19 protein-coding genes are annotated in these 19,451 nt (G+C 72.6%); 5 read left to right on the top strand and 14 right to left on the bottom strand.

The genetic code is table 11. From position 1 onward, the window contains the following. Window positions 1-11 precede the first annotated feature (11 nt). The gene (locus ABD332_RS03710; protein WP_344499488.1) at window positions 12-572 is read left to right on the top strand and encodes a hypothetical protein; all 561 of its coding nucleotides are present in this window, start codon (window positions 12-14) and stop codon (window positions 570-572) included. Here the strand turns inward: ABD332_RS03710 and ABD332_RS03705 are convergent. The 10 genes from ABD332_RS03705 to ABD332_RS03660 are packed head-to-tail and all read right to left on the bottom strand — an operon-like array spanning window position 569 to window position 12,463. Then, window positions 569-1,072 (bottom strand): flavin reductase family protein, encoded by a 504-nt coding sequence (locus tag ABD332_RS03705; RefSeq protein ID WP_344499486.1) that lies wholly within the window; start codon window positions 1,070-1,072, stop codon window positions 569-571. The genes ABD332_RS03710 and ABD332_RS03705 overlap by 4 nt on opposite strands. Continuing rightward, complete coding sequence (locus ABD332_RS03700) at window positions 1,069-2,220, bottom strand: LLM class flavin-dependent oxidoreductase (RefSeq protein ID WP_344499484.1); 1,152 nt, start codon at window positions 2,218-2,220, stop codon at window positions 1,069-1,071. Before ABD332_RS03700 ends, ABD332_RS03705 begins: the two co-directional genes overlap by 4 nt. Continuing rightward, complete coding sequence (locus ABD332_RS03695; protein WP_344499482.1) at window positions 2,220-3,476, bottom strand: SfnB family sulfur acquisition oxidoreductase; 1,257 nt, start codon at window positions 3,474-3,476, stop codon at window positions 2,220-2,222. The genes ABD332_RS03700 and ABD332_RS03695 overlap by 1 nt, the downstream gene beginning before the upstream one ends. Next, complete coding sequence (locus ABD332_RS03690) at window positions 3,473-4,642, bottom strand: acyl-CoA dehydrogenase family protein (RefSeq protein ID WP_344499480.1); 1,170 nt, start codon at window positions 4,640-4,642, stop codon at window positions 3,473-3,475. The genes ABD332_RS03695 and ABD332_RS03690 overlap by 4 nt, the downstream gene beginning before the upstream one ends. After that, the gene (locus ABD332_RS03685; protein ID WP_344499478.1) at window positions 4,639-6,288 is read right to left on the bottom strand and encodes a dipeptide ABC transporter ATP-binding protein; all 1,650 of its coding nucleotides are present in this window, start codon (window positions 6,286-6,288) and stop codon (window positions 4,639-4,641) included. The genes ABD332_RS03690 and ABD332_RS03685 overlap by 4 nt, the downstream gene beginning before the upstream one ends. Beyond that, entirely contained in the window at window positions 6,285-7,127 is an 843-nt protein-coding gene (locus ABD332_RS03680) for an ABC transporter permease (RefSeq protein ID WP_344499476.1), read from the bottom strand. The genes ABD332_RS03685 and ABD332_RS03680 overlap by 4 nt, the downstream gene beginning before the upstream one ends. Continuing rightward, window positions 7,124-8,074, bottom strand: a complete 951-nt coding sequence (locus ABD332_RS03675; protein ID WP_344499474.1) for an ABC transporter permease — start codon at window positions 8,072-8,074, stop codon at window positions 7,124-7,126. Before ABD332_RS03675 ends, ABD332_RS03680 begins: the two co-directional genes overlap by 4 nt. Beyond that, window positions 8,071-9,696, bottom strand: coding sequence for an ABC transporter substrate-binding protein (locus tag ABD332_RS03670; RefSeq protein WP_344499472.1), 1,626 nt, complete (start codon window positions 9,694-9,696; stop codon window positions 8,071-8,073). The genes ABD332_RS03675 and ABD332_RS03670 overlap by 4 nt, the downstream gene beginning before the upstream one ends. Next, the gene (locus ABD332_RS03665; RefSeq protein ID WP_344499470.1) at window positions 9,693-11,090 is read right to left on the bottom strand and encodes an NtaA/DmoA family FMN-dependent monooxygenase; all 1,398 of its coding nucleotides are present in this window, start codon (window positions 11,088-11,090) and stop codon (window positions 9,693-9,695) included. Before ABD332_RS03665 ends, ABD332_RS03670 begins: the two co-directional genes overlap by 4 nt. Next, complete coding sequence (locus ABD332_RS03660) at window positions 11,087-12,463, bottom strand: LLM class flavin-dependent oxidoreductase (protein WP_344499468.1); 1,377 nt, start codon at window positions 12,461-12,463, stop codon at window positions 11,087-11,089. The genes ABD332_RS03665 and ABD332_RS03660 overlap by 4 nt, the downstream gene beginning before the upstream one ends. Before the next feature lie 108 nt (window positions 12,464-12,571). On the opposite strand from ABD332_RS03660, the gene ABD332_RS03655 reads away from it, so the two are divergent. Then, a complete protein-coding gene (locus tag ABD332_RS03655; RefSeq protein WP_344499466.1) occupies window positions 12,572-13,465 on the top strand; it encodes a LysR family transcriptional regulator in 894 nt (297 codons plus the stop codon). Between the two features lie 55 nt (window positions 13,466-13,520). Here ABD332_RS03655 and ABD332_RS03650 read toward each other — a convergent pair whose 3' ends face one another. The 3 genes from ABD332_RS03650 to ABD332_RS03640 form a co-directional block, all read right to left on the bottom strand. Further along, a complete protein-coding gene (locus ABD332_RS03650; RefSeq protein WP_344499464.1) occupies window positions 13,521-13,754 on the bottom strand; it encodes a hypothetical protein in 234 nt (77 codons plus the stop codon). 133 nt (window positions 13,755-13,887) lie between these two features. Next, entirely contained in the window at window positions 13,888-14,385 is a 498-nt protein-coding gene (locus ABD332_RS03645; protein WP_344499462.1) for a protein-tyrosine phosphatase family protein, read from the bottom strand. A gap of 67 nt (window positions 14,386-14,452) precedes the next feature. Further along, the gene (locus tag ABD332_RS03640; protein ID WP_344499460.1) at window positions 14,453-14,836 is read right to left on the bottom strand and encodes a VOC family protein; all 384 of its coding nucleotides are present in this window, start codon (window positions 14,834-14,836) and stop codon (window positions 14,453-14,455) included. Window positions 14,837-14,927: 91 nt separating this feature from the next. Between ABD332_RS03640 and ABD332_RS03635 the strand changes: the two genes are divergently transcribed. Then, window positions 14,928-15,863: a helix-turn-helix transcriptional regulator gene (locus tag ABD332_RS03635; RefSeq protein ID WP_344499458.1), complete on the top strand. Its 936-nt coding sequence runs from the start codon at window positions 14,928-14,930 to the stop codon at window positions 15,861-15,863. A gap of 645 nt (window positions 15,864-16,508) precedes the next feature. Here the strand turns inward: ABD332_RS03635 and ABD332_RS03630 are convergent. After that, window positions 16,509-17,195, bottom strand: coding sequence for a hypothetical protein (locus tag ABD332_RS03630; protein WP_344499456.1), 687 nt, complete (start codon window positions 17,193-17,195; stop codon window positions 16,509-16,511). A gap of 132 nt (window positions 17,196-17,327) precedes the next feature. Between ABD332_RS03630 and ABD332_RS03625 the strand changes: the two genes are divergently transcribed. Both ABD332_RS03625 and ABD332_RS03620 read left to right on the top strand, forming a co-directional pair. After that, window positions 17,328-18,497: a sensor histidine kinase gene (locus ABD332_RS03625; protein ID WP_344499454.1), complete on the top strand. Its 1,170-nt coding sequence runs from the start codon at window positions 17,328-17,330 to the stop codon at window positions 18,495-18,497. An 89-nt stretch (window positions 18,498-18,586) separates the two neighbouring features. Next, window positions 18,587-19,375 carry a response regulator transcription factor gene (locus tag ABD332_RS03620; protein ID WP_425552113.1) on the top strand — a complete coding sequence of 263 codons (789 nt, stop codon included), beginning with the start codon at window positions 18,587-18,589 and terminating at the stop codon, window positions 19,373-19,375. Window positions 19,376-19,451: the final 76 nt, after the last annotated feature.

Raw genomic sequence — 19,451 nt, 5'->3', positions numbered from 1 at the left:
AAGATGCCCCGATGTTGCGGGGGTGGCTGAACGCTCGGGCGGTCAAGCGGTTCGAGCGGGTGCAGGACGAGGCACGCATGGCGCGCCGGCAGCTGTACGACGCCGGCCGGTTCGCGGCGTACGCGGAGGCGCTGAAGGACCTCGAGCCCGGCTACCACGAGCCGCGGGTGATCGGCGCGGGCGAGCAGGTCGCGCACACCCGGATCGAGCGGTGTTGCGCGCTGGTACGGGCGGGCCGCCCCGCCGAGGCCGAGGCCGAAGCCGCGCAGTTCGTCGCGGACGGGTGGAGCGACTGGCTGCAGGTCCGGCTGCGGCACTGCATGCAGTACGCCCACCGCGACGAGCCGTCGCCGTTCATGTCGTTGCACACCGAACGGACCGGCTGGATCCGCCTGTACGACGACTGGCTCCCACCGGGCCAGGTCGAGCACCCCACGACTGAGCTGCTGCGCACGGGGATCCGGCAGGGTTGGCTGCTCGCCGCGGAGCACGACCAGCTCGCCGCATGGGTCGACGGCGTCGGCGACCGCCAGCTCGCCGACGTCGTGCGCCACATCGAGCGCTGGGACTAGAAGCCCAGGCGGCCGAACCTGCTGCGGTGGAAGACGAGCGGGGACGGGTCGGGCAGGGCCGAGCGGCCCGCGGCGCTGAGCCGCAGCAGGACAATGGTGTGGTCGCCGGCGGGGACCTCGTTGTAGATCGTGGTGTCGAAGTGGGCCAGGCCGTCGTCGAGGATGAGGGCACCGTCGGCGGTGGCGGTGACGGGCAGGCCGTCGAAGCGCCGGTCGACGGCGCCCGCGAGCTGGCGGGCGACGGCGGAGTGGTGCTCGGCGAGGATCGTGACCCCCAGGTGGGCGGCGCGGCGCAGGTCGGGCCACGTCTTCGACGTGTTCGCGATGCAGAACGACACCAGCGGCGGGTCCAGCGAGACGGACGTGAAGGAGCTCGCGGCGAGGCCGACGGGCACGCCGTCGACCAGCGCGGCGACCGCGACCACGCCGCTGGGGAAGATGCCGAACACCTCGCGCAGGCGGGCCGGGTCGAGGTCCTGGTTGGTCCGCAGCGTGCTCATCGGGTCACCGCCCCGCCGAACGGCACGGAAGCGGTCGCCCCGGCGGGTGGCGCGGGATGCCGCCAGAGGCCGCGGGCGGCCAGCTCGGGCAGGACGCCTTCGCCGAAGCGGTACGCCTCCTCCAGGTGCGGGTAGCCGGACAGCACGAACTCGGTGATGCCGGCCGCCGCGTACTCCTCGATGAGGTCGGCGATCTGCCGGTGGCTGCCGACGAGCGCGGTGCCGGCGCCGCCGCGGACGAGCCCGACGCCTGCCCACAGGTTCGGGTGGATCTCCAGGCCGTCTTTGGTGCCGCCGTTGAGGTCGAGCATCCGTCGCTGCCCCTCGGACTCGCTGCGGCGCAGCCCGTCCTGGACCTGGCGGATCTGCTCCTCGGAGATGCCGGCGAGCAGCCGGTCGGCCTCCGCCCACGCCTCCTCGGCGGTGTCGCGGGCGATGGTGTGCACCCGCAGCCCGTACGCCAGCTGCCGGCCCTCCGCGTCGGCGAGGTCGCGGACCCGGGCGACCTTCGCGGCCACGGCCGCCGGTGGCTCGCCCCAGGTGAGGTAGACGTCGACGTGACGGGCCGCGACGTCGAGGGCCGCCGGGGACGAGCCGCCGAAGTACACCTGCGGCAGCGGCGCGGGGATCTGCGCGAGCACCGCGTCGGACAGCTGGAAGTGCCGGCCCTCGAAGGTGACGGGCTTGCCGGACCACAGGTCGCGGACGATCTCCAGGAACTCGCCGCAGCGCTCGTAGCGGGCGTCCTTGTCCAGGAAGTCGCCGTACATGCGCTGCTCGTGGCTCTCGCCGCCGGTGACGACGTTGAGCAGCAGCCGGCCGCCGGACAGGTTCTGGAAGGTGCCGGCCATCTGCGCGGCGAGGAACGGCGAGGTGAGGCCGGGGCGGAACGCGACGAGGAACTTCAGCCGCTCGGAGACGCTCGCCAGCATGGCGGTGGTGATCCAGGCGTCCTCGCACCACGCCCCGGTGGGGGTGAGCGCCGCCTCGAAGCCGAGCTGCTCGGCGGAGCGCGCGATCTGGCCGAGGTACGGCACGGAGGCCGGGCGGCCGGCGGCACCGGCTGGGGTGCCGTGTCCGCCGCCGACGACCTGCCGGCCGTCTCCGCCGTTGGTGGGCAGGAACCAGTGGAACTTGAGGTCGGTCATCACGCCTGTCCGTGGTTTGGGGGTGGGGTACCGTCGACGGCCCAGCGGCCGAGGTGCTGGATCTTCCATGTGGTCGGGTCGTGGAGGGTGTGGGTGCGGGCGTTGCGCCAGTGCCGGTCGAGGCCGAGACCCGCGGCCGCGGACCGGGTGCCGGCGACCTCGAAGAGGCGGCTGCCGGCGTCGACCGCGGCACGGCTGGTGGCGGCCCGCGCGGCGGCGACGGCGAGCGACGCCGCGCCGGTGAGGGCGGCAGCGTCGGTACGGGTGGCGTCCGCCGAAAGCCCCGTACCGGTACGGGCGGGGTCCGCGGTGAGCGCGGCGTCGGCCCGGTCGATCGCCCTGGCCGCCTCGGCGAGCAGCGCCTCCCCCGCCCGGACGGCCAGCTCCAGCTCGCCGAACGCGTGCACGACGAGCGGGTCGTCCGCGGCCCGGTCGACCCCCGCGTCGGGGTACGGGCGGCTGCGCTCCCGCACGAACGCGGCGGCCTCCGTGAGCGCGGCGCGGGCGATCCCGGCGTCGATGGCGGCGTGCAGCACCTGCGCGAACGCGCCGTAGGTCTGCGGCCCGTCGAACGTCACCGCGTACGGTGTGATCAGCGAGTCGGGAACGTCGACGCCGCGCAGCACGACGGAGCCGCTGGCGGTGGTGCGCTGGCCGAGGCCGTCCCAGTCGTCGATGACCTCCACGCCGTCCGCGTGCCGGTCGACCCACGCGACGTGCAGCGGCCCGTCTGGCCCAAGGTGGGCGAGCACGGGGATGCGGTGCGCGAGCAGCGCCCCGGTGGCGTAGAACTTGCGGCCGTCGAGGCGCCAGCGGTCGTCGCCGAGAGCGGTCAGCGTGGTCCGGATGTCCCGGACGTGCTTCGTGCCGGCCTCGGACTGGGCGTTGCCGAAGCGGCGCCCCGCGAGCACCTCCCCGAAGAGCTGCCGCCGCTGGGCGTCGGTGCCGTTGCGGCGCAGCTGGCCGATGTACGCGTAGTGGCTGTGCGGGATCTGCGCGATGTTCGGGTCGCCGGTCGCCAGCAGCCGGACGACCTCGGTGACGGTCTCCACGGGCAGGCCGGCGCCCCCGTACGGTACGGGCACGGTGATGGCGAGGAGCCCGGACGCGCTGAGCTCGTCGAGCTCCGCGACCGGCAGCACCCGCCGCGCGTCCCGGTCCGCGGCATCACGGGCGAAGCTGCGCGCGAGCCCGGCGGCGACCTCGACAGCCGCGCCGGCGGTGAGCACGGGGACGGTGGTGAGTGCCCGGGTCATGCGCCCTCCCGCAGCTTCGCGTACGCCGCGCTGGGGCTGGTCCCGTCCAGGAGGTACTGCCCGACGATCCGGTCGCGGTAGATCACCGGGTTGTGGGAGGCGAGGGTACGGGCGTTGCGCCAGTGCCGGTCGAGCCGGAACCGTTCGGTGACCGCGGACGCGCCGCCGACCTCGAACAGCTCGGTGGTCAGGTCGAGGACGAGCCGCGCGACCACGCCCTGCGCCCCGAAGACCGCGACGTCCGCGACGTCCGCGCGGTCTGCAAAGCGGTCGGAGTCGGGCTCGGACCGCGCGGCCGAGATGGCGCCGGCCGCCGACAGGACCGCGGCGGACACGACGGTCGAGGCGCCGGCGAGACGGCCGACGACCTGCTGCACCTGCGGGTCGGTGGCCGGCGACGGGTGCGCGGGGTTGTGCAGGTTGCGGGTGCGTCCGTTCACGTAGGCGACCGTGTCGGCGACCGCGGCCCTGGCGATGCCGGCCAGGCTCGCCAGGTGTACCAGCTGAAACACCGCCATCAGGGTGGAGCGGGTCTCCTCGAAGGGCTCGACGTCCTCGGCGGCGACCGGCACGTCCTCGAAGATCGTGGTGCCGCTGCCGGTGAGCCGCTGCCCGAAGCCGTCCCAGTCGTCGATCCGGGTCACGCCCGGCGCGGACGCGGGGACGAGGACGTTCACCGTGCCGTCCTTCCCGGCGGCGGTGGTCTGGATCCAGTCGGCGAAGAGGCTGCCGGTGGAGTAGAACTTCCGGCCGTCGAGCCGGTAGCCGTCACCGGCGGGGCGCAGCGTGCTCTCGGGGGCGAACCAGGAGGTGCTGGCGCGTTCGCTCTGCGCGTTGCCGACGATCACGCCGGCCGCGATCCGCCGCAGCCACCGGTCGCGGACCTCCGAAGAAGCGTGCGCGAGGCGGCTCTCGACGAAGCCGATGTGCCCGCGCAGCAGCTGCGGCAGGTTCGAGTCGGCCCGGCCGAGCTCGATGAGCTGCTCGGTGAACTCGGGCAGCGTGGCGCCGAGCCCCCCGTGCTCGACGGGGATCCGCAGCTTCGTGAACCCGGCCTCCCGCAGCCACTCGACCTCCTCGGCCGGCAGCCGCCGGTCGGCCTCCCGCTCGACGGCGCCCTCGGCGATACGCGCGAAGACGGGGGCGAAGCGCTCGGTGAACGTCATGACGCCCCCAGCCGGGGCACCGCGGTCAGCAGTTGCCGCGTGTACGGGTGCCGCGGTCGCTCGAAGACGTCGGCGGCGGTGCCGTGCTCGACGATCCGGCCGTCCTTCATGACCAGGATCCGGTCGCTGACGTGGTGGATGACGCCGAGGTCGTGGGAGATGAACAGGTAGCTGACCCCGAGCTCGTGCTGCAGGTCGGTGAGCAGGTCGAGCACCTGCGCCTGGATCGACACGTCGAGCGCGGAGACCGGCTCGTCGCACACGACGACCTTCGGCTCGGGCGCGAGCGCGCGGGCGATCGCGACCCGCTGCCGCTGCCCGCCCGACAGCCGCAGCGGCGCCGCGTCGAGGTGGGCGGCGCCGAGGCCGACCTGTTCGAGGAGCCGCACGGCCCGCTCCCGGGCCTCAGCCTTCGAGCCGGGCGGCCGGTCGCCGGTGCCGAGCGCGTCGGTCAGGATGCGGCCGACGGACCAGCGCGGGTCGAAGGAGCTGTGCGGGTCCTGGTAGACGACGCCGACCTGTCTGCGCAGCGGCCGGCGGCGCTCGCTGGTCAGCGCCGACCAGGGTTCGCCGTGCAGCAGCACCTCACCCGACGTCGCCGCCAGGAGGGCGAGGGCGATCCGGGCGGTGGTGGTCTTGCCGGAGCCGGACTCGCCGACGATGCCGAGGGTCTCGCCGCCGAACAGCTCGAACGACACGTCGTCGACGACGGTCCGGTCCACCTTGTCGGGTCCGCGGAACACCTTCGTGAGGTGCCGCGCCTCCAGCACGGGCCGGCCGCGGTCGATCGTCCTCGGCTTGCGGTCCACTGTGGACGGGCCGCTCAGCCTGGTGCCGCGGGTGTGCTCGGACGGGATCGCGGCGAGCAGCATCCGCGTGTAGTCGTGCCGCGGCTCGTACAACACCTGCGCCGCCGGGCCGTGCTCGACGATCTCGCCGTCGCGCATCACGGCGACCTCGTCCGCGAGCCGCGCCACGACGGACAGGTCGTGGCTGATCAGGATGATCGACGTGCCGCGGGCCTTCGACGCGGCGAGCAGGTCGAGCACCTGGGCCTGGACGGTGACGTCGAGCGCGGTCGTCGGCTCGTCGGCGATGAGCAGCGGCGGGTCCAGGGCGATCGCCGACGCGATCAGCGCCCGCTGCCGCAGGCCGCCGGACAGCTCGTACGGCCGCTGCCGCGCCCGCACCGACGGCTCCGGCACCCCGACGGACCCGAGGAGCTCGACGGCCTTGTCGGCCCGTTCGGCGCGGCCGCCCCACCCGTGGATCCGCAGCGGCTCGGACACCTCGTCGCCGACCCGGCGCAGCTGGTCGAGGGAGACGAGCGCGTCCTGCAGCACGAAGCCGACCCGGCGGCCGCGGACGGCCCGCCACGCCCGCTCCGAGGTGTGCAGCAGGTCGGTGCCGGCCAGGTCGATCCGGTCCGCGGTGACGCGGGCGCCGGCGCCGGTGAGCCCGACGAGGGTGCGGGCGGTGACGCTCTTGCCGGATCCTGACTCGCCGACGATCGCGAGGCACTGCCCGGGCCGTGCGGTGAACGAGATCCCCTTGACGACCTGGTCGCCGCCGAACGCCACCCGCAGGTTCTCGACCCGCAGCAGCGTCGCCTGTTTCACCAACGGTCGTGCGTCCACTGTGGTCATCGGGCGGCTCCTCCGAGTCGGTGCTGCAGGGTGCGGCCGAGCGAGGTCACGGACAGCGCCACCAGCACGATCACGACGCCGGGCAGGATCTCCAGCCACCACGAGGTGGTGATGTGCAGGCGGCCGGCGTCCAGCAGCGCGCCCCACTCGGAGCTGGGCGGGGCGACGCCGAGGCCGAGGAACGACAGCGCCGACGCCCATACGATCGACTGGCCGACGCCGAGGGTCGCGACCGCGACGAGCGGCCGCATGGCGTTGGGGAACAGGTGCCGCCGGATGACGGTGAGCCTGCCGTGCCCGAGCGCGGTGGCCGCCTCGATGAACCCGGCCTGCCGCACGGCGAGGACCTGTCCGCGGATCATCCGGGCGTACCCGGGCGCGGAGCCGATCCCGACCGCGACGATCGACGTGGCGAGCGACGGGCCACGGACCGCGATGACCAGCAGGGCCAGCAGCAGCGACGGGAACGCGAACGCGACCTCGAGGACCCGGGTGATGGCCGCGTCGACGACCCCGCCGGCAAGCGCCGCCGTGAAGCCCAGGCCGATCGCGAAGGCGAACGCCAGCGCGGTCGCGCCCAGGCCGAGGCCGAGCGACTCGCGCGCCCCGTAGATGACCCGGGTGAGCAGGTCGCGGCCGGCGTCGTCGGTGCCGAACGGATGTTGCAGCGACGGCGCCCGCAGGGTCGCCGTCAGGTCGATCGCGGTCGGGCTGTCGCCGGTGAGCAGCCACGGCGCGATCGCGGCGACGACCACGAACCCGACGACGAGCAGCGACAGCACCGTGCCGGGCCGCGGCAGGCTCACGGGGCGGCGCGCGGTGAGCGGGATCGTGGTCATCGGGCACCCGCCGTCCGCAGCCGCGGGTCGATCAGCGCGTACGCGAGGTCGACCAGCAGGTTGGCGACGACGTAGATGGCGGCGACGACCAGCACGATCCCGGACACCGTCGGCAGGTCGCGGGTGTTGACGGCGGTGACGAGCACCTGCCCGATCCCGGGCCGGCCGAAGATGTTCTCGGCGATGACGGCGCCGGAGACGAGCGCGCCGAGCGCCCAGCCGGACAGGGTGACCGCCGGGAGGATCGCGTGCCGCAGCACGTGCCGCAGCCGCACGCCAAGGTCCGACATCCCGCGGGTGCGGGCGGTGGTCACGAACGGCTGCCGCAGCACCTGCTCGAACTCGTCGCGGGTCACCTGGCCGAGGAAGCCGGCGAGCGGGATCGCGAGCGTGAGCACCGGCAGGACGCTCCCCCAGGCGCTGGTGCCCCCGATGATCGGGAACGCCCGCAGCTGGACGGCGAAGACGACGAGGAGCACGACCCCGACCCAGTAGTGCGGCAGGCTCGCCGTCAGCGCCTCCCAGGTGGTGCCGAGGCCGGTCAGGAACCGGCCTCGTTTCACGGTCAGCAGGGTGATGCCGAGGGCGAGCGCCCAGGCGACGAGCAGCGCCGCGCCGGTCAGGGTCAGGCTCGGCAGCAGCTGCCCGCCGATGATCTCCAGGACCGGCCGTTTCTGGGTGTACGACGTGCCCAGGTCACCGTGCAGCAGCCCGTTCAGGTAGTCCAGGTACTGCACGACGACCGGGTCGTCGAACCCGAACCGCTCGTTGAGCGGCGCGAGCTCCGCGGCGCTCCACCGCTTGTCCTGCCCGGTCTGCAGGTTCATCAGCGTGTTGGCCCGGTCGCCGGGGACGGCCAGCTGGGCGAAGAACGTGACGGACGCGGCGGCCACGATCACCGCCAGGGACGCCACGGTCTTGAACACCACCCGGATGACGGCGCTCATCCGACGAAGTACGCGTCGGAGAAGACCGGCTCGCCCTGGCTCTTCTCGAGCCACACGTTCTTCAGGTTCTGGGCGACGGCGTAGGTGGAGTTCTGCGTGTACAGGCCGATCCCGGCCGCGTCGTCCTGGATGATCTGCTGTGCCTTGCCGTACAGGGCGTTGGCCTTCGCGGCGTCGGCCTCGGCGTTGGCCTGCTGGATCGTGGTGGACAGCGTCTCGTTGTTGTAGAAGGACCGGTTGCTGCCGTTCGGCTTCTCCGCGGTCGAGGGCCGCCACACGATCCACAGGATCGCGGCGCTCGGGCTGGTCCAGTAGGACGGGGTGGCGTCGAACGTGCTCGGGTCGGAGTACTTGCCGCCCCACAGCTCGGCCTGGGTCGCGGGGATCAGCTTCACGTCGAAGCCGACCTGCTTCCACTGCTCCTGCAGCACCTGCAGGACGGTCGCGCCCTCCTGGGTGAAGATGAACCCGGAGCCGTAGACGAGCTTGATGGTGAGCGGCTGGCCGTCCTTGGTGCGGACCTTCTCGGCGTTGCGGCCCGTCCAGCCGGCCTCGTCGAGCAGCTGGTTGGCCTTGGCCGGGTCGTAGGCGTAGGCCTTGGCGGCCTCGGCGTTGTAGCCGGGCGTGGACTGGCTGACCGCGGGGTTGCCCTCGTACGGGATGACGCCGTGGAAGCCGGCCTCGACGGCGGCCTTCCGGTCCGCGCCGTAGGCGAACGCCTTGCGCACCGCGGCGTCGGTGAACGGGCCGGTCTTCGTGTTGATGTAGAACGAGACGGGCTTGCCGGGCGTGATGTAGCGGATCGTCTGGTACCGCGAGGTCGCGTCCTTCCAGTTGACCGTCGGCACCTCGTACACCACGTGGGACTCACCGGTGCTCAGCGACGCGTAGCGGGAGACGCCGTCGGCGATGAACTTCCAGCGCACCTCGTCGACGATCGCCGGGCCCTCGTGCTTCGCGGTGGCCGGCCAGGACGTGTAGGCCGGGTTCTTGGCGAGCACGACCTCCTCGCCGTGCTTCCACTCCTTGACGGTGAAGCCGCCGGAGCCGATCGGCTTCTCGCAGTTCTCCTTCTCCGTGCGGCTCTTGTACGCCGTCGGCGACTGGATGCCGAAGTAGCCCTGCGTGATGAGGTTCAGGAACGGCGGGTACGGCGAGTTCAGCGAGATCTCGACGGTCCTGGCGTCGACGGCCTTCGCCGACTTGTAGTACGGGTCGATGGAGACCTTGGCGGTGCTGTTGCCGCCCTTGTTCTCCCACAGGTCGAAATTCCAGGCGACCGCCTCGGCGTCGACCGGCGTGCCGTCGGTGAACTTCACGCCGTCCTTGAGGGTGAAGGTGTACGTGAGGCCGTCCGCGGACGCCGCCCACTTCGTCGCCAGCCACGGCTGGACGCTGCCGTCCTCGGCGAGCGTGACGAGGCCGTCGAGGACCTGGCGGGAGATGTACGCCTGCTGGATCCAGCCGCCGAAGATGCACGGCGGCTCCTGGACGTGGCCGTAGACGATGGTGCCGCCGGTCTTCGGCGTCCCGTCGCTGGTCGCCTCGGCGGCACCGCACGCGCTCAGCGACGCGGTCGCAAGCACGGCGGCGGCGATCAGGGTGGCGCGTGTTCTTGTCACGGGGTTTCCTTCGGATCGGTGATGCCGTTCACGGGGAGATGCGCGCCGCCGCGGTACCGGGCGCCGTGGTGCCGCTCGGGCAGCCGGTCGCCCTCGCCGAAGATGCGGTCGCGGAGGGTCTCTCGCTCGTCGTACGTGCTGCGCAGGCGCCCTCGCTCGCGCAGGACGGGCACGACGTGCTCGATGAAGTCGCGGGTGGTCTCGTGGGAGTGGTACTGCAGCAGGTTGATGCCGTCGATGCCGACCTCGTCGAGCCAGCGCTCGATCTCGTCGGCGACCTGCTGCGGGTCGCCGACGGCCAGCAGCGGCTGCCGGCCCAGGTCGCCGAAGCCCTGCAGGAGCTCGCCGACGGTCTGCTCGGGGTCGATGACGCGGAACCGGCTGACCCGGCCCTCGCCGCCGCTGGCGACGTCGCCGACCTTCGCGTCCGGCGGGAAGGCGGTCGGGTCCCAGGGCAGGCCCGCGTGGGCGAGGTAGCCCTCGGCGTTGGCGAGCTCCTGGTACCGCGCGAACTTCGCCTTCGCCTCGGTCTCGGTCGGCGCCACGACGACGCCGGCGATGGTGATGAACTTGACGTCGCCGGCGCGCCGCCCGGCGGCGACGGCCGCCTCGCGGATGCCCGCGATTGTCTTCTGCAGGGCCTCGGTGGACGGGCCGCCGGTGAAGACGACCTCGGCGTGCTTGCCGGCGAACCTGGTGCCGGCCGCGCTGGCGGTGGCCGTGAACAGCACCGGGGTGCGCTGCCGGCTCGGCGACGGCAGGTGCGGCCCCTCGACCTTGAAGTACTCGCCCTCGTGGTGGATCGGGCGGATCTTCGCCGGGTCGGCGAACACGTTGCCGTCCCGGTCGGCGACGATCGCGTCGTCGTCCCAGGAGCCTTCCCACAGCTTGTACAGCACGTCGAGGTACTCGTCGGCCCGCTCGAACCGGTTGTCGTGCTCGACCTCGTCGTCGTGGCCGAAGTTGCGGGCCGCGTTGGGCAGGTAGGACGTGACGATGTTCCAGCCGACCCGGCCCTTGGTGAGGTGGTCGAGGGTGCTGGCCCGGCGCGCCCACGCGAACGGCGGCTCGTAGGTGGTGGAGAACGTGATGCCGAACCCGAGGTGCTTCGTGACGGCCGCCATCGCCGGCACCACCGACGCCGGGTCGTTGTTGGGGATCTGCAGGCCCTGCCGGATGGCGGTGGCCGCGGAGCCGCGGAACGTGTCGTAGGTGCCGACGACGTCGGCGAGGAAGACCGCGTCGAAGCCGCCCTCCTCGAGCAGCACGGCGAGCTCGGTCCAGTACTCGATGTCGTTGAACCGCTCCCGGTTGTTGTCCGGCAGCCGCCACAGCCCGTGGGTGATGTGGCTGACGCAGTTCATCTCGAACAGGTTGAGGATGAGGCGCTTCACGACGCTGCTCCCACTCGTGCCCGCCGGTACCGCGCCGCCGGGTGCGTCACGGGCAGCCGGTCGCCGTGGCCGAAGAGCTTCTGGCGCAGCGTGCCCTCGCGGTACTCGCGCCGGGCCAGACCGCGGTCGCGCAGCACCGGGATGACGTGGTCGACGAACTCCTCGTAGCTGCCGGGGATCTCGGCGTTGACGACGTTGATGCCGTCGACGCCCGCGGCCCGCCAGCGCTCCAGCTGGTCGGCGATCTGCTCCGGGGTGCCGGTGACGCGGCCGTTGTGGGAGGTGTAGTGCGCGACGTCGCGCAGCGTCGGCGGGCGGTCGGTGACCAGGTCGTTGATCCAGCCGAGGATCGACTGGACGCCCTCGGTCTTCAGCTCGCCGACGGGCCGGTCGAGGTCCTTGCGGGCCTCGTGACCGAGGTCGATGCCGATCGCGCCCGACATGTGCGACAGCTGGGCGTCGTAGTCGATCCACTGGTCGAGCTCGTCGCTGCGGCGCTTCGCCTCCTCCTCCGTGGAGCCGACGACGAAGTGCAGGCCCTGGAAGAACTTCAGGTCGTGCGGCGAGCGGCCGAGCTGGACGGCGCGAGCGCGGATGTCGGCGGTGTCGCGGGCGGCGGCCTCGACGCCCGGCGCGACGATGAACACCGCCTCGGCGTTCTTCGCGGCGAACGTGCGGCCCGCCTCCGACGCGCCGGCCTGGAAGAGCAGCGGCGTGCGCTGCGGCGACGGGCTCACCAGGTGCGGGCCTTCCACCTTGTACCGCGGGCCCTCGTGGTCGATCCGGTGGATCTTGTCGTAGTCGGCGTGGATGCCGGTCGCGCGGTCCTGGACGAGCGCGTCGTCCTCCCACGAGCCTTCCCACAGCTTGTACGTGACGTCGACGTACTCGTCGGCCCACGCGTAGCGCTCGTCGTGCTTCGTCAGCCCTTCCAGGCCGAAGTTGCGCGACGCGTTGGGCAGGTAGTTCGTGACGATGTTCCAGGCGATGCGGCCCTTGCTGGCGTGGTCGAGCGTGGAGATGCGGCGGGCGAAATTGAACGGGTGCTCCTGCAGGATCGACGCGGTGAAGGCGATCCCGAGGTGCTCCGTCGCGTAGGCGATGGCGCTCGCGAGCACCGACGGGTCGTTGCTCGGCACCTGCAGGCCGGCCTCGACGTATTTGCGTTCGTCGCCACGGTACGGCGCGTACAGCCCGACCACGTCGGCGAAGAAGATCGCGTCGAACGTGCCGCGCTCCAGGGTCCTGGCGAGGTCGACCCACAGGTCGAGGCTGTTGAAGTCGGCCTGGCGGGCGCCCGGCCGGCGCCAGGTGCCCTGAATGATGTGGCCGGTGGTGTTCATCACGAAAGCGGCGAAGTGCAGGGGTCGCATGCGTCTCTCCTTGTTTCTCTGTAAATACTATAGACTTAGTAGGGTATTGACGCGCAAGACCCCGGGTGGAAGGCGTTGCCGATCCCCCCATCCACGTTTGGAGTGCGCATGCGGATCGAGCAGCTCACATACCTGGCCGCGGTCACCCGGCACGGCTCCCTGCGCCGTGCCGGCGAGGAGCTGCACGTGTCGCAGCCCGCGCTGAGCGAGGCGATCCGCAAGCTCGAACAGGAGCTGGGCGTGCGGCTGCTGGACCGGCGCCGCTCGGGCGCCCGGATCAGCGCCGCGGGTCAGGAGCTGCTGCAGCCGATCGTCGACGTCCTGGAGGCCGTGGACCGGCTCAAGGCCGCCGCCGGCAACCAGCGGACCAGCCGGCGGCTGCTGCGCATCGGCACCGTCAACGCCGGCACCGCAGCCCTCGTCCTTCCCGCCGTGCGCGCCTTCCAGGCCGCCGACAGCGCCGCCGTGGTCGAGGTCCGCAACCTTCAGCAGGACGAGATCCACGTGTCACTCGCCGAGGGCACCCTCGACCTGGGCCTCGTCAACCTCCTCGACGGCGACGACGTGCCACCGGACCTCGAGGCGACCCCGCTGCTCACCGGCCGCCCCGCCGCCGTCCTGCCCGCCGGCCACCCGCTCGCCGCGGGCGCCGAGGTCACCGTCGACGACCTGCGCGCCGAGCGCTTCGTCGCCATGCGCGCGGGCTACCTCATGCACCGCTTCGCCCACCGCCTCTTCGGCGCCGACCTGCCGGCCCGCTGGCACTCCACCGACGGGGCGGAGATGGGCAAGATGATGGTTGCCGAGGGCATCGGCCTCACCGTCCTGCCCGACTACAGCGTGCACGGCGACCCGCTCGAACGCGCCGGCCTCATCGTCACCAGGCCCCTGCGCGGCGACACCACGGTCGTCACCATGGCCGCCCTGCACCGCCGCCAGCCCCGGGTCCCGCCGGCCATCGTCGAGATCCTGTCCCACCTACGCGCCCGCGCCCGCACTTGACCGTTATTTCAGGTGGCCGTCTTTCAGGTGGTCGTCTTTTCAGGTGGTCGTCTTTTCAGGTGGCCGCCCGCAGCCGCTCGCGCCGGGCCGCGGCGTGCCGGTCGAGCGTGGCGAGCCGCTGGTGCCGCACCGGCCCTGGCTCCAGCGCCCGGTGCATGCGGATCTCGCGGGACAGCAGCAGGCCCAGATTGACGGTGAACGGCACCGTCAGGCCGCGGTCGCGCTCCTCGTGCAGGTGGGCGCCGGGCAGCGCCCTGAGCACCATCACCCGGTCGTCGGCCCACAGCACCTCCGGCTCCCCGAACCACCGGCAGGCGGCCAGCTCACGCCGCCGCCGTCGTGATCGTCTTCACGACCACCGGTACCCCCGGTAGCTGCCGGCGGTCACCAGCGACTTGCCGGTGCGGTGCAGCACCCGGCCGTCACCGTGTCCCGTCCGCCGCCAGCAGCGCGTCCGGCCAGGTCCGCTGGTCAGGGGTGTCGGGGACGGGCACGCCGCGCGCGTCCTCGAGGCGCTGCCAGGCGAGCGCGGGCGGGACGCCGTTGAGGGCCAGGATGCCGACCACGAGCATGGCCGAGCGCCCGATCCCGAACCGGCAGTGCGTCACCACGTGCCCGCCCGCGCGGACCAGGCCGGCGAGGCGTCGCAGCTCGGGCAGGACCGCTCCGGGCGCCGGCACGCCGCGGTCCGGGATCGGGACGGCCACGAACTCCAGGCCCGCGTCGCCGGCCGCCCGGGGCTCGTCGGCGAGGTCGACCTCGACCAGCTCCTCGGCGGTCAGCGCGCACACCAGCACACCGACGCCGGCCCCGCGCAGGGCGGCCATCTCGTCCGCGAGCCAGTCCCCACCGCGCGGTTTCGCCATGGTACTGACCCGGCCAGGCCCCGGCAGGTCGACGGTGAACAGGTTCGGGCGCATGCGGCTCCGTTTGCTCTGTGGCCCGCCGGCACGGGTAGGCCGTGCCGGCGGACCGCGTGGATGTGGGTCAGGCGACGTCGAGGACCCAGGTGACGCCGAAGCGGTCCTTGAGCATGCCGTACAGCGGCGACCAACCGGACGGCGCGAGGTCCTGGACGATCGTCGCGCCGCTGGACAGCGCCTTCCAGTAGGCGGTGATCTCGCCGGCATCGCTGCCGCGGACCGAGACGAAGACGGGCTTGTCGCCGGCGTCGTACGACAGCGCGGCGGGCACGTCGTAGGCCATGACGTGGAAGCCGTTGTCCGCCCGGACCTGACCCCACATGACGTGCTCCACGTCGTCGGCGTGGGGGACGAGGACGATCTCACCGCCGAAGGCGGACTGGTAGAACTCCAGCGCCTGACGGGCGTCGCCGCGGAAGTTCAGGTGCGTGGTCGTGGTGATGCTCATCGTATCTCCTCGTGTTTGTCTGGCTGTGCGACCCGAGGCTGCCAGCGGTAGGTGCCAGGTTGTGGCACCTTTGCCGGGCAAGATGGATCTCATGCCGAAGACCTCCGCGCGCCTGCTCGCCCTGCTGTCGCTGCTGCAGACGCGGCGGGACTGGCCGGGGCTGCTGCTCGCCGAGCGGCTCGAGGTCAGCCTGCGGACGGTACGCCGGGACGTGGACCGCCTGCGGGAGCTCGGCTACCCGATCGCGGCGCTCAAGGGCCCCGACGGCGGCTACCGGCTCGGCGCCGGCACCGAGCTGCCGCCGCTGCTGTTCGACGACGAGCAGGCCGTCGCGCTGAGCATCGCGCTGCAGGTGGCCGCGACCACCCCCGGCAACGGCACCGCCGAGGCCGCCGCGCGGGCGCTGCACACCGTCAGGCAGGTCATGCCCGCCCGACTACGCCACCGGATCGACACCCTGCATGTCACCGCCGCTGCTCCCGTGCCGGCTGCTGTCGAGGCAACGGTCGGCGGCGATGTACTCATGGCACTCAGCACCGCCGCACACGCCCGGGAGGTCCTGCGCTTCGACTACACCGACCGCGGCACGCGCCGGGTCGAGCCCCACCACGTCGTGACCTGGGCCGGACGCTGGTACCTGGTCGGCTGGGACCTCGACAGGAAAGACTGGCGCATCTTCCGCGCCGACCGGATCACCCTGCGCACCCCGAACGGCCCCCGGTTCACGCCCCGCCCCCTCCCCGGCGGCGACGTCGCCGCATACGTCACGGGCACCTTCCACCGCAACACCTGCCGCGGCGTGGTGATCCTGGACCTCCCGGCCGCCACGGTCGCCCAGTACACCCGCGACGGCATCGTCGAAGAACTCGCCCCCAACCAGTGCCGCCTGACCCTCGAGTCATGGTCATGGATGTCCCTCGCCGCCTCCATCGCCAGATTCGACGCCGACCTCCAGGTCATCGACCCCCCGGAACTACGCGCCGCCTGCACCCGCCTGGCCCATCGCTACCTGAACGTGACCCCCTAACCCCTGCTCCACACCGCGCCGCGCCGGCATCGACTACCTCGCGCCCAACCGGAGCCCAACACCTCACCCACACCGGCGACCGAGCCGCGCTCACCACCGTGGTCAACCCAGCACACCCCGCACCGAACCCGGCCCCACCCACACCAGAACCGCGACAGCCTGAACCACCCCAACCAGAGCCCAACCACCCCCACCACCCGGCACGCCCCACACCAGACCAGCCCACGACACTCGACCGCAAAAGCCGAACTACCTCACGCCCGACCAGAGCCCAACACCCCGTCCCACACCGCCCCAGCACACTCCCTGCACGGACCCGACCGACCCACTCCAGACCGCAACAGCGTGAACCACCCCTCGCCCGACCAGAACCCAAACACCCCACCTACGCCGACCCAACGCGCACCGCACCGGACCCGCCCACCCATGCCGGGCTGCGGCGGACCCAGACGCCTCGCCAAGGCCGACCCCGCGCACCGCACCGGACCAGGCGCGGGCCGCACGCCGCCGTCACTCGGATGCAACCCCTTCTCCCGGACAACCCGGGGTGCACCCCAAACGGCCCTTGGATCTCGCCTCGCCCCCGCTTCTGGTACAGGCGCTAACCGTCGCTCGGCGGGCCGGCACGCCCCGACTTCACGACTCTCAGGCCGCGCCGGGCGCGCTCAAACCGTCGCTGGCTCCTCCTGGGCGGCGGCGACCGGCATGCCTCATCGCGCCGAAGGCGTTGAGCGCCACACCCCAGATCAGCAGGACGGTCAGCCACTGCAGCCAGGCCTGCGTGCTCATCTGGCCGGATGAGAGGTGCCGCGCCGTCTCGTACGGTGTGAGCCAACGCCACTCGGCGACGGGAGCCAGCGCGAGCCACACCGCGAACGGCAGGAACGTGGCGGGGAACGCGGCCCAGGGCGAGCGCAGCAGCAGCCCCATGCCGGTGCCGACCAGCTGGGCGAGCACCTGCACCAGCACGCCGCCGGCCGCGATGGTCGCCGCGTGGTCCCATGCGCCTGCCGACGCCTTGAACGCCAGGCCCGTCGCGCAGAACAGCATGCCGAGCGCGCCGACGCCGGCCGCCACCAGGACTGCGGCCAGCAGCGTCGGAGTCAGGCGGGCGCGGTTGTCCGAGCGGTGCAGGTCATGGACGAGCAGGATGCCGAGCAGCGGCACGGTGACCGACATCAGACTCTGCGCCGGGTCGCTGAGCCCGGCGAGGGTGCGGTCGGGCGCACCGAGCGCCACCGCCGCGCCCACCAGCAGGGTGGCCGCGACCAGCCAGCGTCGGCGCCTTGTTCCTATGCATCGCCGGATCGCGGTGAGTGTGTGCTGCCACATCGGGTCGCCTCCGTTTCGATCTGAGGCCAACTCTGACGCGGGCAGCTCGGAGGCGCATCGGCCAGATTATGGGGACCGATACCCAACTTTGGTAGGTGCCGCAGCGGCGGGTGTCGCTCGTAGGCTGCGTGCATGTCGGCGCTGCTGTTCGCATTGCTCGTCCCCGGCCCCGGGGACGACATGTCGACGCGCCGGCGTGATCGGCTGGCCGACGCGATCGCGATCGGGCTGGCCACGGTGTATGGGGCGCTGATGGTGCCGCTCGGCGACGCGACGAAGCCCGGTGCGGCCATCCCCTGGCAGGTGGACGTGGGCATCGGCGTGCTGTGCGTCCTCACGCTGGTCGTGCGGCGGCGACATCCGCGCGCGGTGGCGCTGGCGCTGCTGCCGTTCGGGGCGATGTCGGTCATGGCGACCGGGGCGATCACCGTGGCCCTGTTCACGGTCGCGGTCCGGCATCGGGCAGCGGTCGTGCTGTGGCTCGGCGCGGCCAACGTGGCCACCGCCGCCGTGTACTTCCTGCTGCAGCACGACCCGCCGTTCCCCCTGTGGGTCGACCTGCTGATGCGGTCCGTGGTCACGGCCGCGGCCGTCGGGTGGGGGCTGTTCGTGCGGGCGTACCGGCGGCTGACCCAGTCACTGCGGGACCATGCGGCACGTCTCGAGGCCGAGCAGCACCTGCGGGTCGAGCAGGCGCGGCTGACCGAGCGCACGCGGATCGCCCGGGAGATGCACGACGTCCTCGCCCACCGGCTGTCGCTGATCAGCCTGCACGCGGGGGCGCTCGAGGTGCGCACCGACGCGCGGCCGGAGGAGACGGCGCTCGCCGCCGGCGCGATCCGGGGCAGCGCGCACGAGGCGCTGCAGGAGCTGCGCACGGTGTTCGGGATCCTGCGGGACCGGCCCGAGCCGCCGCAGCCCGACCTCGGCGACCTGCCCGACCTCGTCGACACGGCCCGCGCCTCGGGCATGACGGTCGGCTTCATCTCGACGGTACCGGCAGACGGCCCGGCCGTGATGCTCGGGCGGACCGTGTACAGGTTCGTGCAGGAGGGCCTGACGAATGCCCGCAAGCACGCCCCCGGCAGCGACGTCCAGGTGCGCCTCGACGGCACCGCCGGCGCGGAGCTGCGGGTCACGGTCACCAACGACCTGGCCCAGGCGCACCGTTCGCCGATTCCGGGCTCGGGCCTGGGCCTCGTCGGCCTGCGCGAGCGCGTCGCTCTCGCGGGCGGCCGGGTCGAGCACGGCACCGACCGCGACACGTTCCGCCTCCAGGCCTGGCTCCCATGGCCGCCGTGAGCCCACCTCGGCCGAGCGGAGCCGGGCAGCCAATCGGGGTCGGCCGGCCGAGCGGCACCGGACAGCCAGACGGACCCGGGCAGCCAAGCGTGCCCGAGCAACCAGGCAGGGCCGAGCAGCCGAGCGGGACCGAGCAGCCGAGCGGGAGCGAGCAACCAAGCGGGGCCGAGCAGCCGAGGGGTGGGCAGCCGGGCGAGGCGGGGCGGGGCGAGCGGCCGATTCGGTTGGCGATCGTGGATGATGATCCGCTCGTGCGGGCGGGGTTGCGCATCCTGATGGGTGGGTCCCCCGACATCGAGGTGGTGGCGGAGGCGGGAGATGGGGCGGAGGCCGTCAACGTTGCCGGGGCGCACTGGCCTGACGTGATGCTCATGGACATCCGCATGCCGCGCGTTGACGGGCTGGTTGCGACGCAGCGGATTCGGGGGCGGGTGGGGGCGCCGCAGGTGGTGGTGTTGACGACGTTCGACGCGGATGAATATGTGCTCGAGGCGCTGCGGGGCGGGGCGAGTGGGTTTCTGCTGAAGGACACGCCGCCGAGGGAGATCATCGAGGCGGTGCGGACCGTTGCCGGCGGCGGCGCGATCCTCTCCCCCACGGTCATCCGGCGGCTCATCGACCATGTCGCGGACCCGCATGCCGGGCCGCGGCGGGACAGGGCACGGGCGCGGCTCGCGGGGCTGACCGAGCGGGAGCGGGAGGTCGCGGCCGCGCTCGGGCGGGGGCTGACCAACGCGGAGATCGGCGCCGAGCTCGGTATGAGCGTGCCGACCGCGAAGGGGCACGTGTCGCGGCTGCTGTCGAAGCTGGAGCTGAACAACCGCGTGCAGGTGGCGCTGCTCGTCCATGACGCCGAGATCATGCCGTTCGGCACATGATGCGACCCGCCGCCGAGACTGGCGTTGATGGACATGGGATCTGGCTGAGCGTGTCGGTCTGGGTGGCGTTGATGGC

Origin of the sequence: Dactylosporangium maewongense (genome assembly GCF_039531485.1) — a bacterium.
Lineage (GTDB): Bacteria > Actinomycetota > Actinomycetes > Mycobacteriales > Micromonosporaceae > Dactylosporangium > Dactylosporangium maewongense.
Note: the sequence above shows the minus strand (reverse complement) of the source record. Positions and strands in the feature narration are given on the sequence as shown.

What these genes read in the sequence shown, in the direction of transcription:
- ABD332_RS03710 (WP_344499488.1), top strand. Translation starts at nt 12, where the DNA reads ATGTTGCGGGGGTGGCTGAACGCTCGGGCGGTCAAGCGGTTCGAGCGG.
- ABD332_RS03705 (WP_344499486.1), bottom strand. Translation starts at nt 1,072, where the DNA reads ATGAGCACGCTGCGGACCAACCAGGACCTCGACCCGGCCCGCCTGCGC.
- ABD332_RS03700 (WP_344499484.1), bottom strand. Translation starts at nt 2,220, where the DNA reads ATGACCGACCTCAAGTTCCACTGGTTCCTGCCCACCAACGGCGGAGAC.
- ABD332_RS03695 (WP_344499482.1), bottom strand. Translation starts at nt 3,476, where the DNA reads ATGACCCGGGCACTCACCACCGTCCCCGTGCTCACCGCCGGCGCGGCT.
- ABD332_RS03690 (WP_344499480.1), bottom strand. Translation starts at nt 4,642, where the DNA reads ATGACGTTCACCGAGCGCTTCGCCCCCGTCTTCGCGCGTATCGCCGAG.
- ABD332_RS03685 (WP_344499478.1), bottom strand. Translation starts at nt 6,288, where the DNA reads ATGACCACAGTGGACGCACGACCGTTGGTGAAACAGGCGACGCTGCTG.
- ABD332_RS03680 (WP_344499476.1), bottom strand. Translation starts at nt 7,127, where the DNA reads ATGACCACGATCCCGCTCACCGCGCGCCGCCCCGTGAGCCTGCCGCGG.
- ABD332_RS03675 (WP_344499474.1), bottom strand. Translation starts at nt 8,074, where the DNA reads ATGAGCGCCGTCATCCGGGTGGTGTTCAAGACCGTGGCGTCCCTGGCG.
- ABD332_RS03660 (WP_344499468.1), bottom strand. Translation starts at nt 12,463, where the DNA reads ATGCGACCCCTGCACTTCGCCGCTTTCGTGATGAACACCACCGGCCAC.
- ABD332_RS03655 (WP_344499466.1), top strand. Translation starts at nt 12,572, where the DNA reads ATGCGGATCGAGCAGCTCACATACCTGGCCGCGGTCACCCGGCACGGC.
- ABD332_RS03645 (WP_344499462.1), bottom strand. Translation starts at nt 14,385, where the DNA reads ATGCGCCCGAACCTGTTCACCGTCGACCTGCCGGGGCCTGGCCGGGTC.
- ABD332_RS03640 (WP_344499460.1), bottom strand. Translation starts at nt 14,836, where the DNA reads ATGAGCATCACCACGACCACGCACCTGAACTTCCGCGGCGACGCCCGT.
- ABD332_RS03635 (WP_344499458.1), top strand. Translation starts at nt 14,928, where the DNA reads ATGCCGAAGACCTCCGCGCGCCTGCTCGCCCTGCTGTCGCTGCTGCAG.
- ABD332_RS03630 (WP_344499456.1), bottom strand. Translation starts at nt 17,195, where the DNA reads ATGTGGCAGCACACACTCACCGCGATCCGGCGATGCATAGGAACAAGG.
- ABD332_RS03625 (WP_344499454.1), top strand. Translation starts at nt 17,328, where the DNA reads ATGTCGGCGCTGCTGTTCGCATTGCTCGTCCCCGGCCCCGGGGACGAC.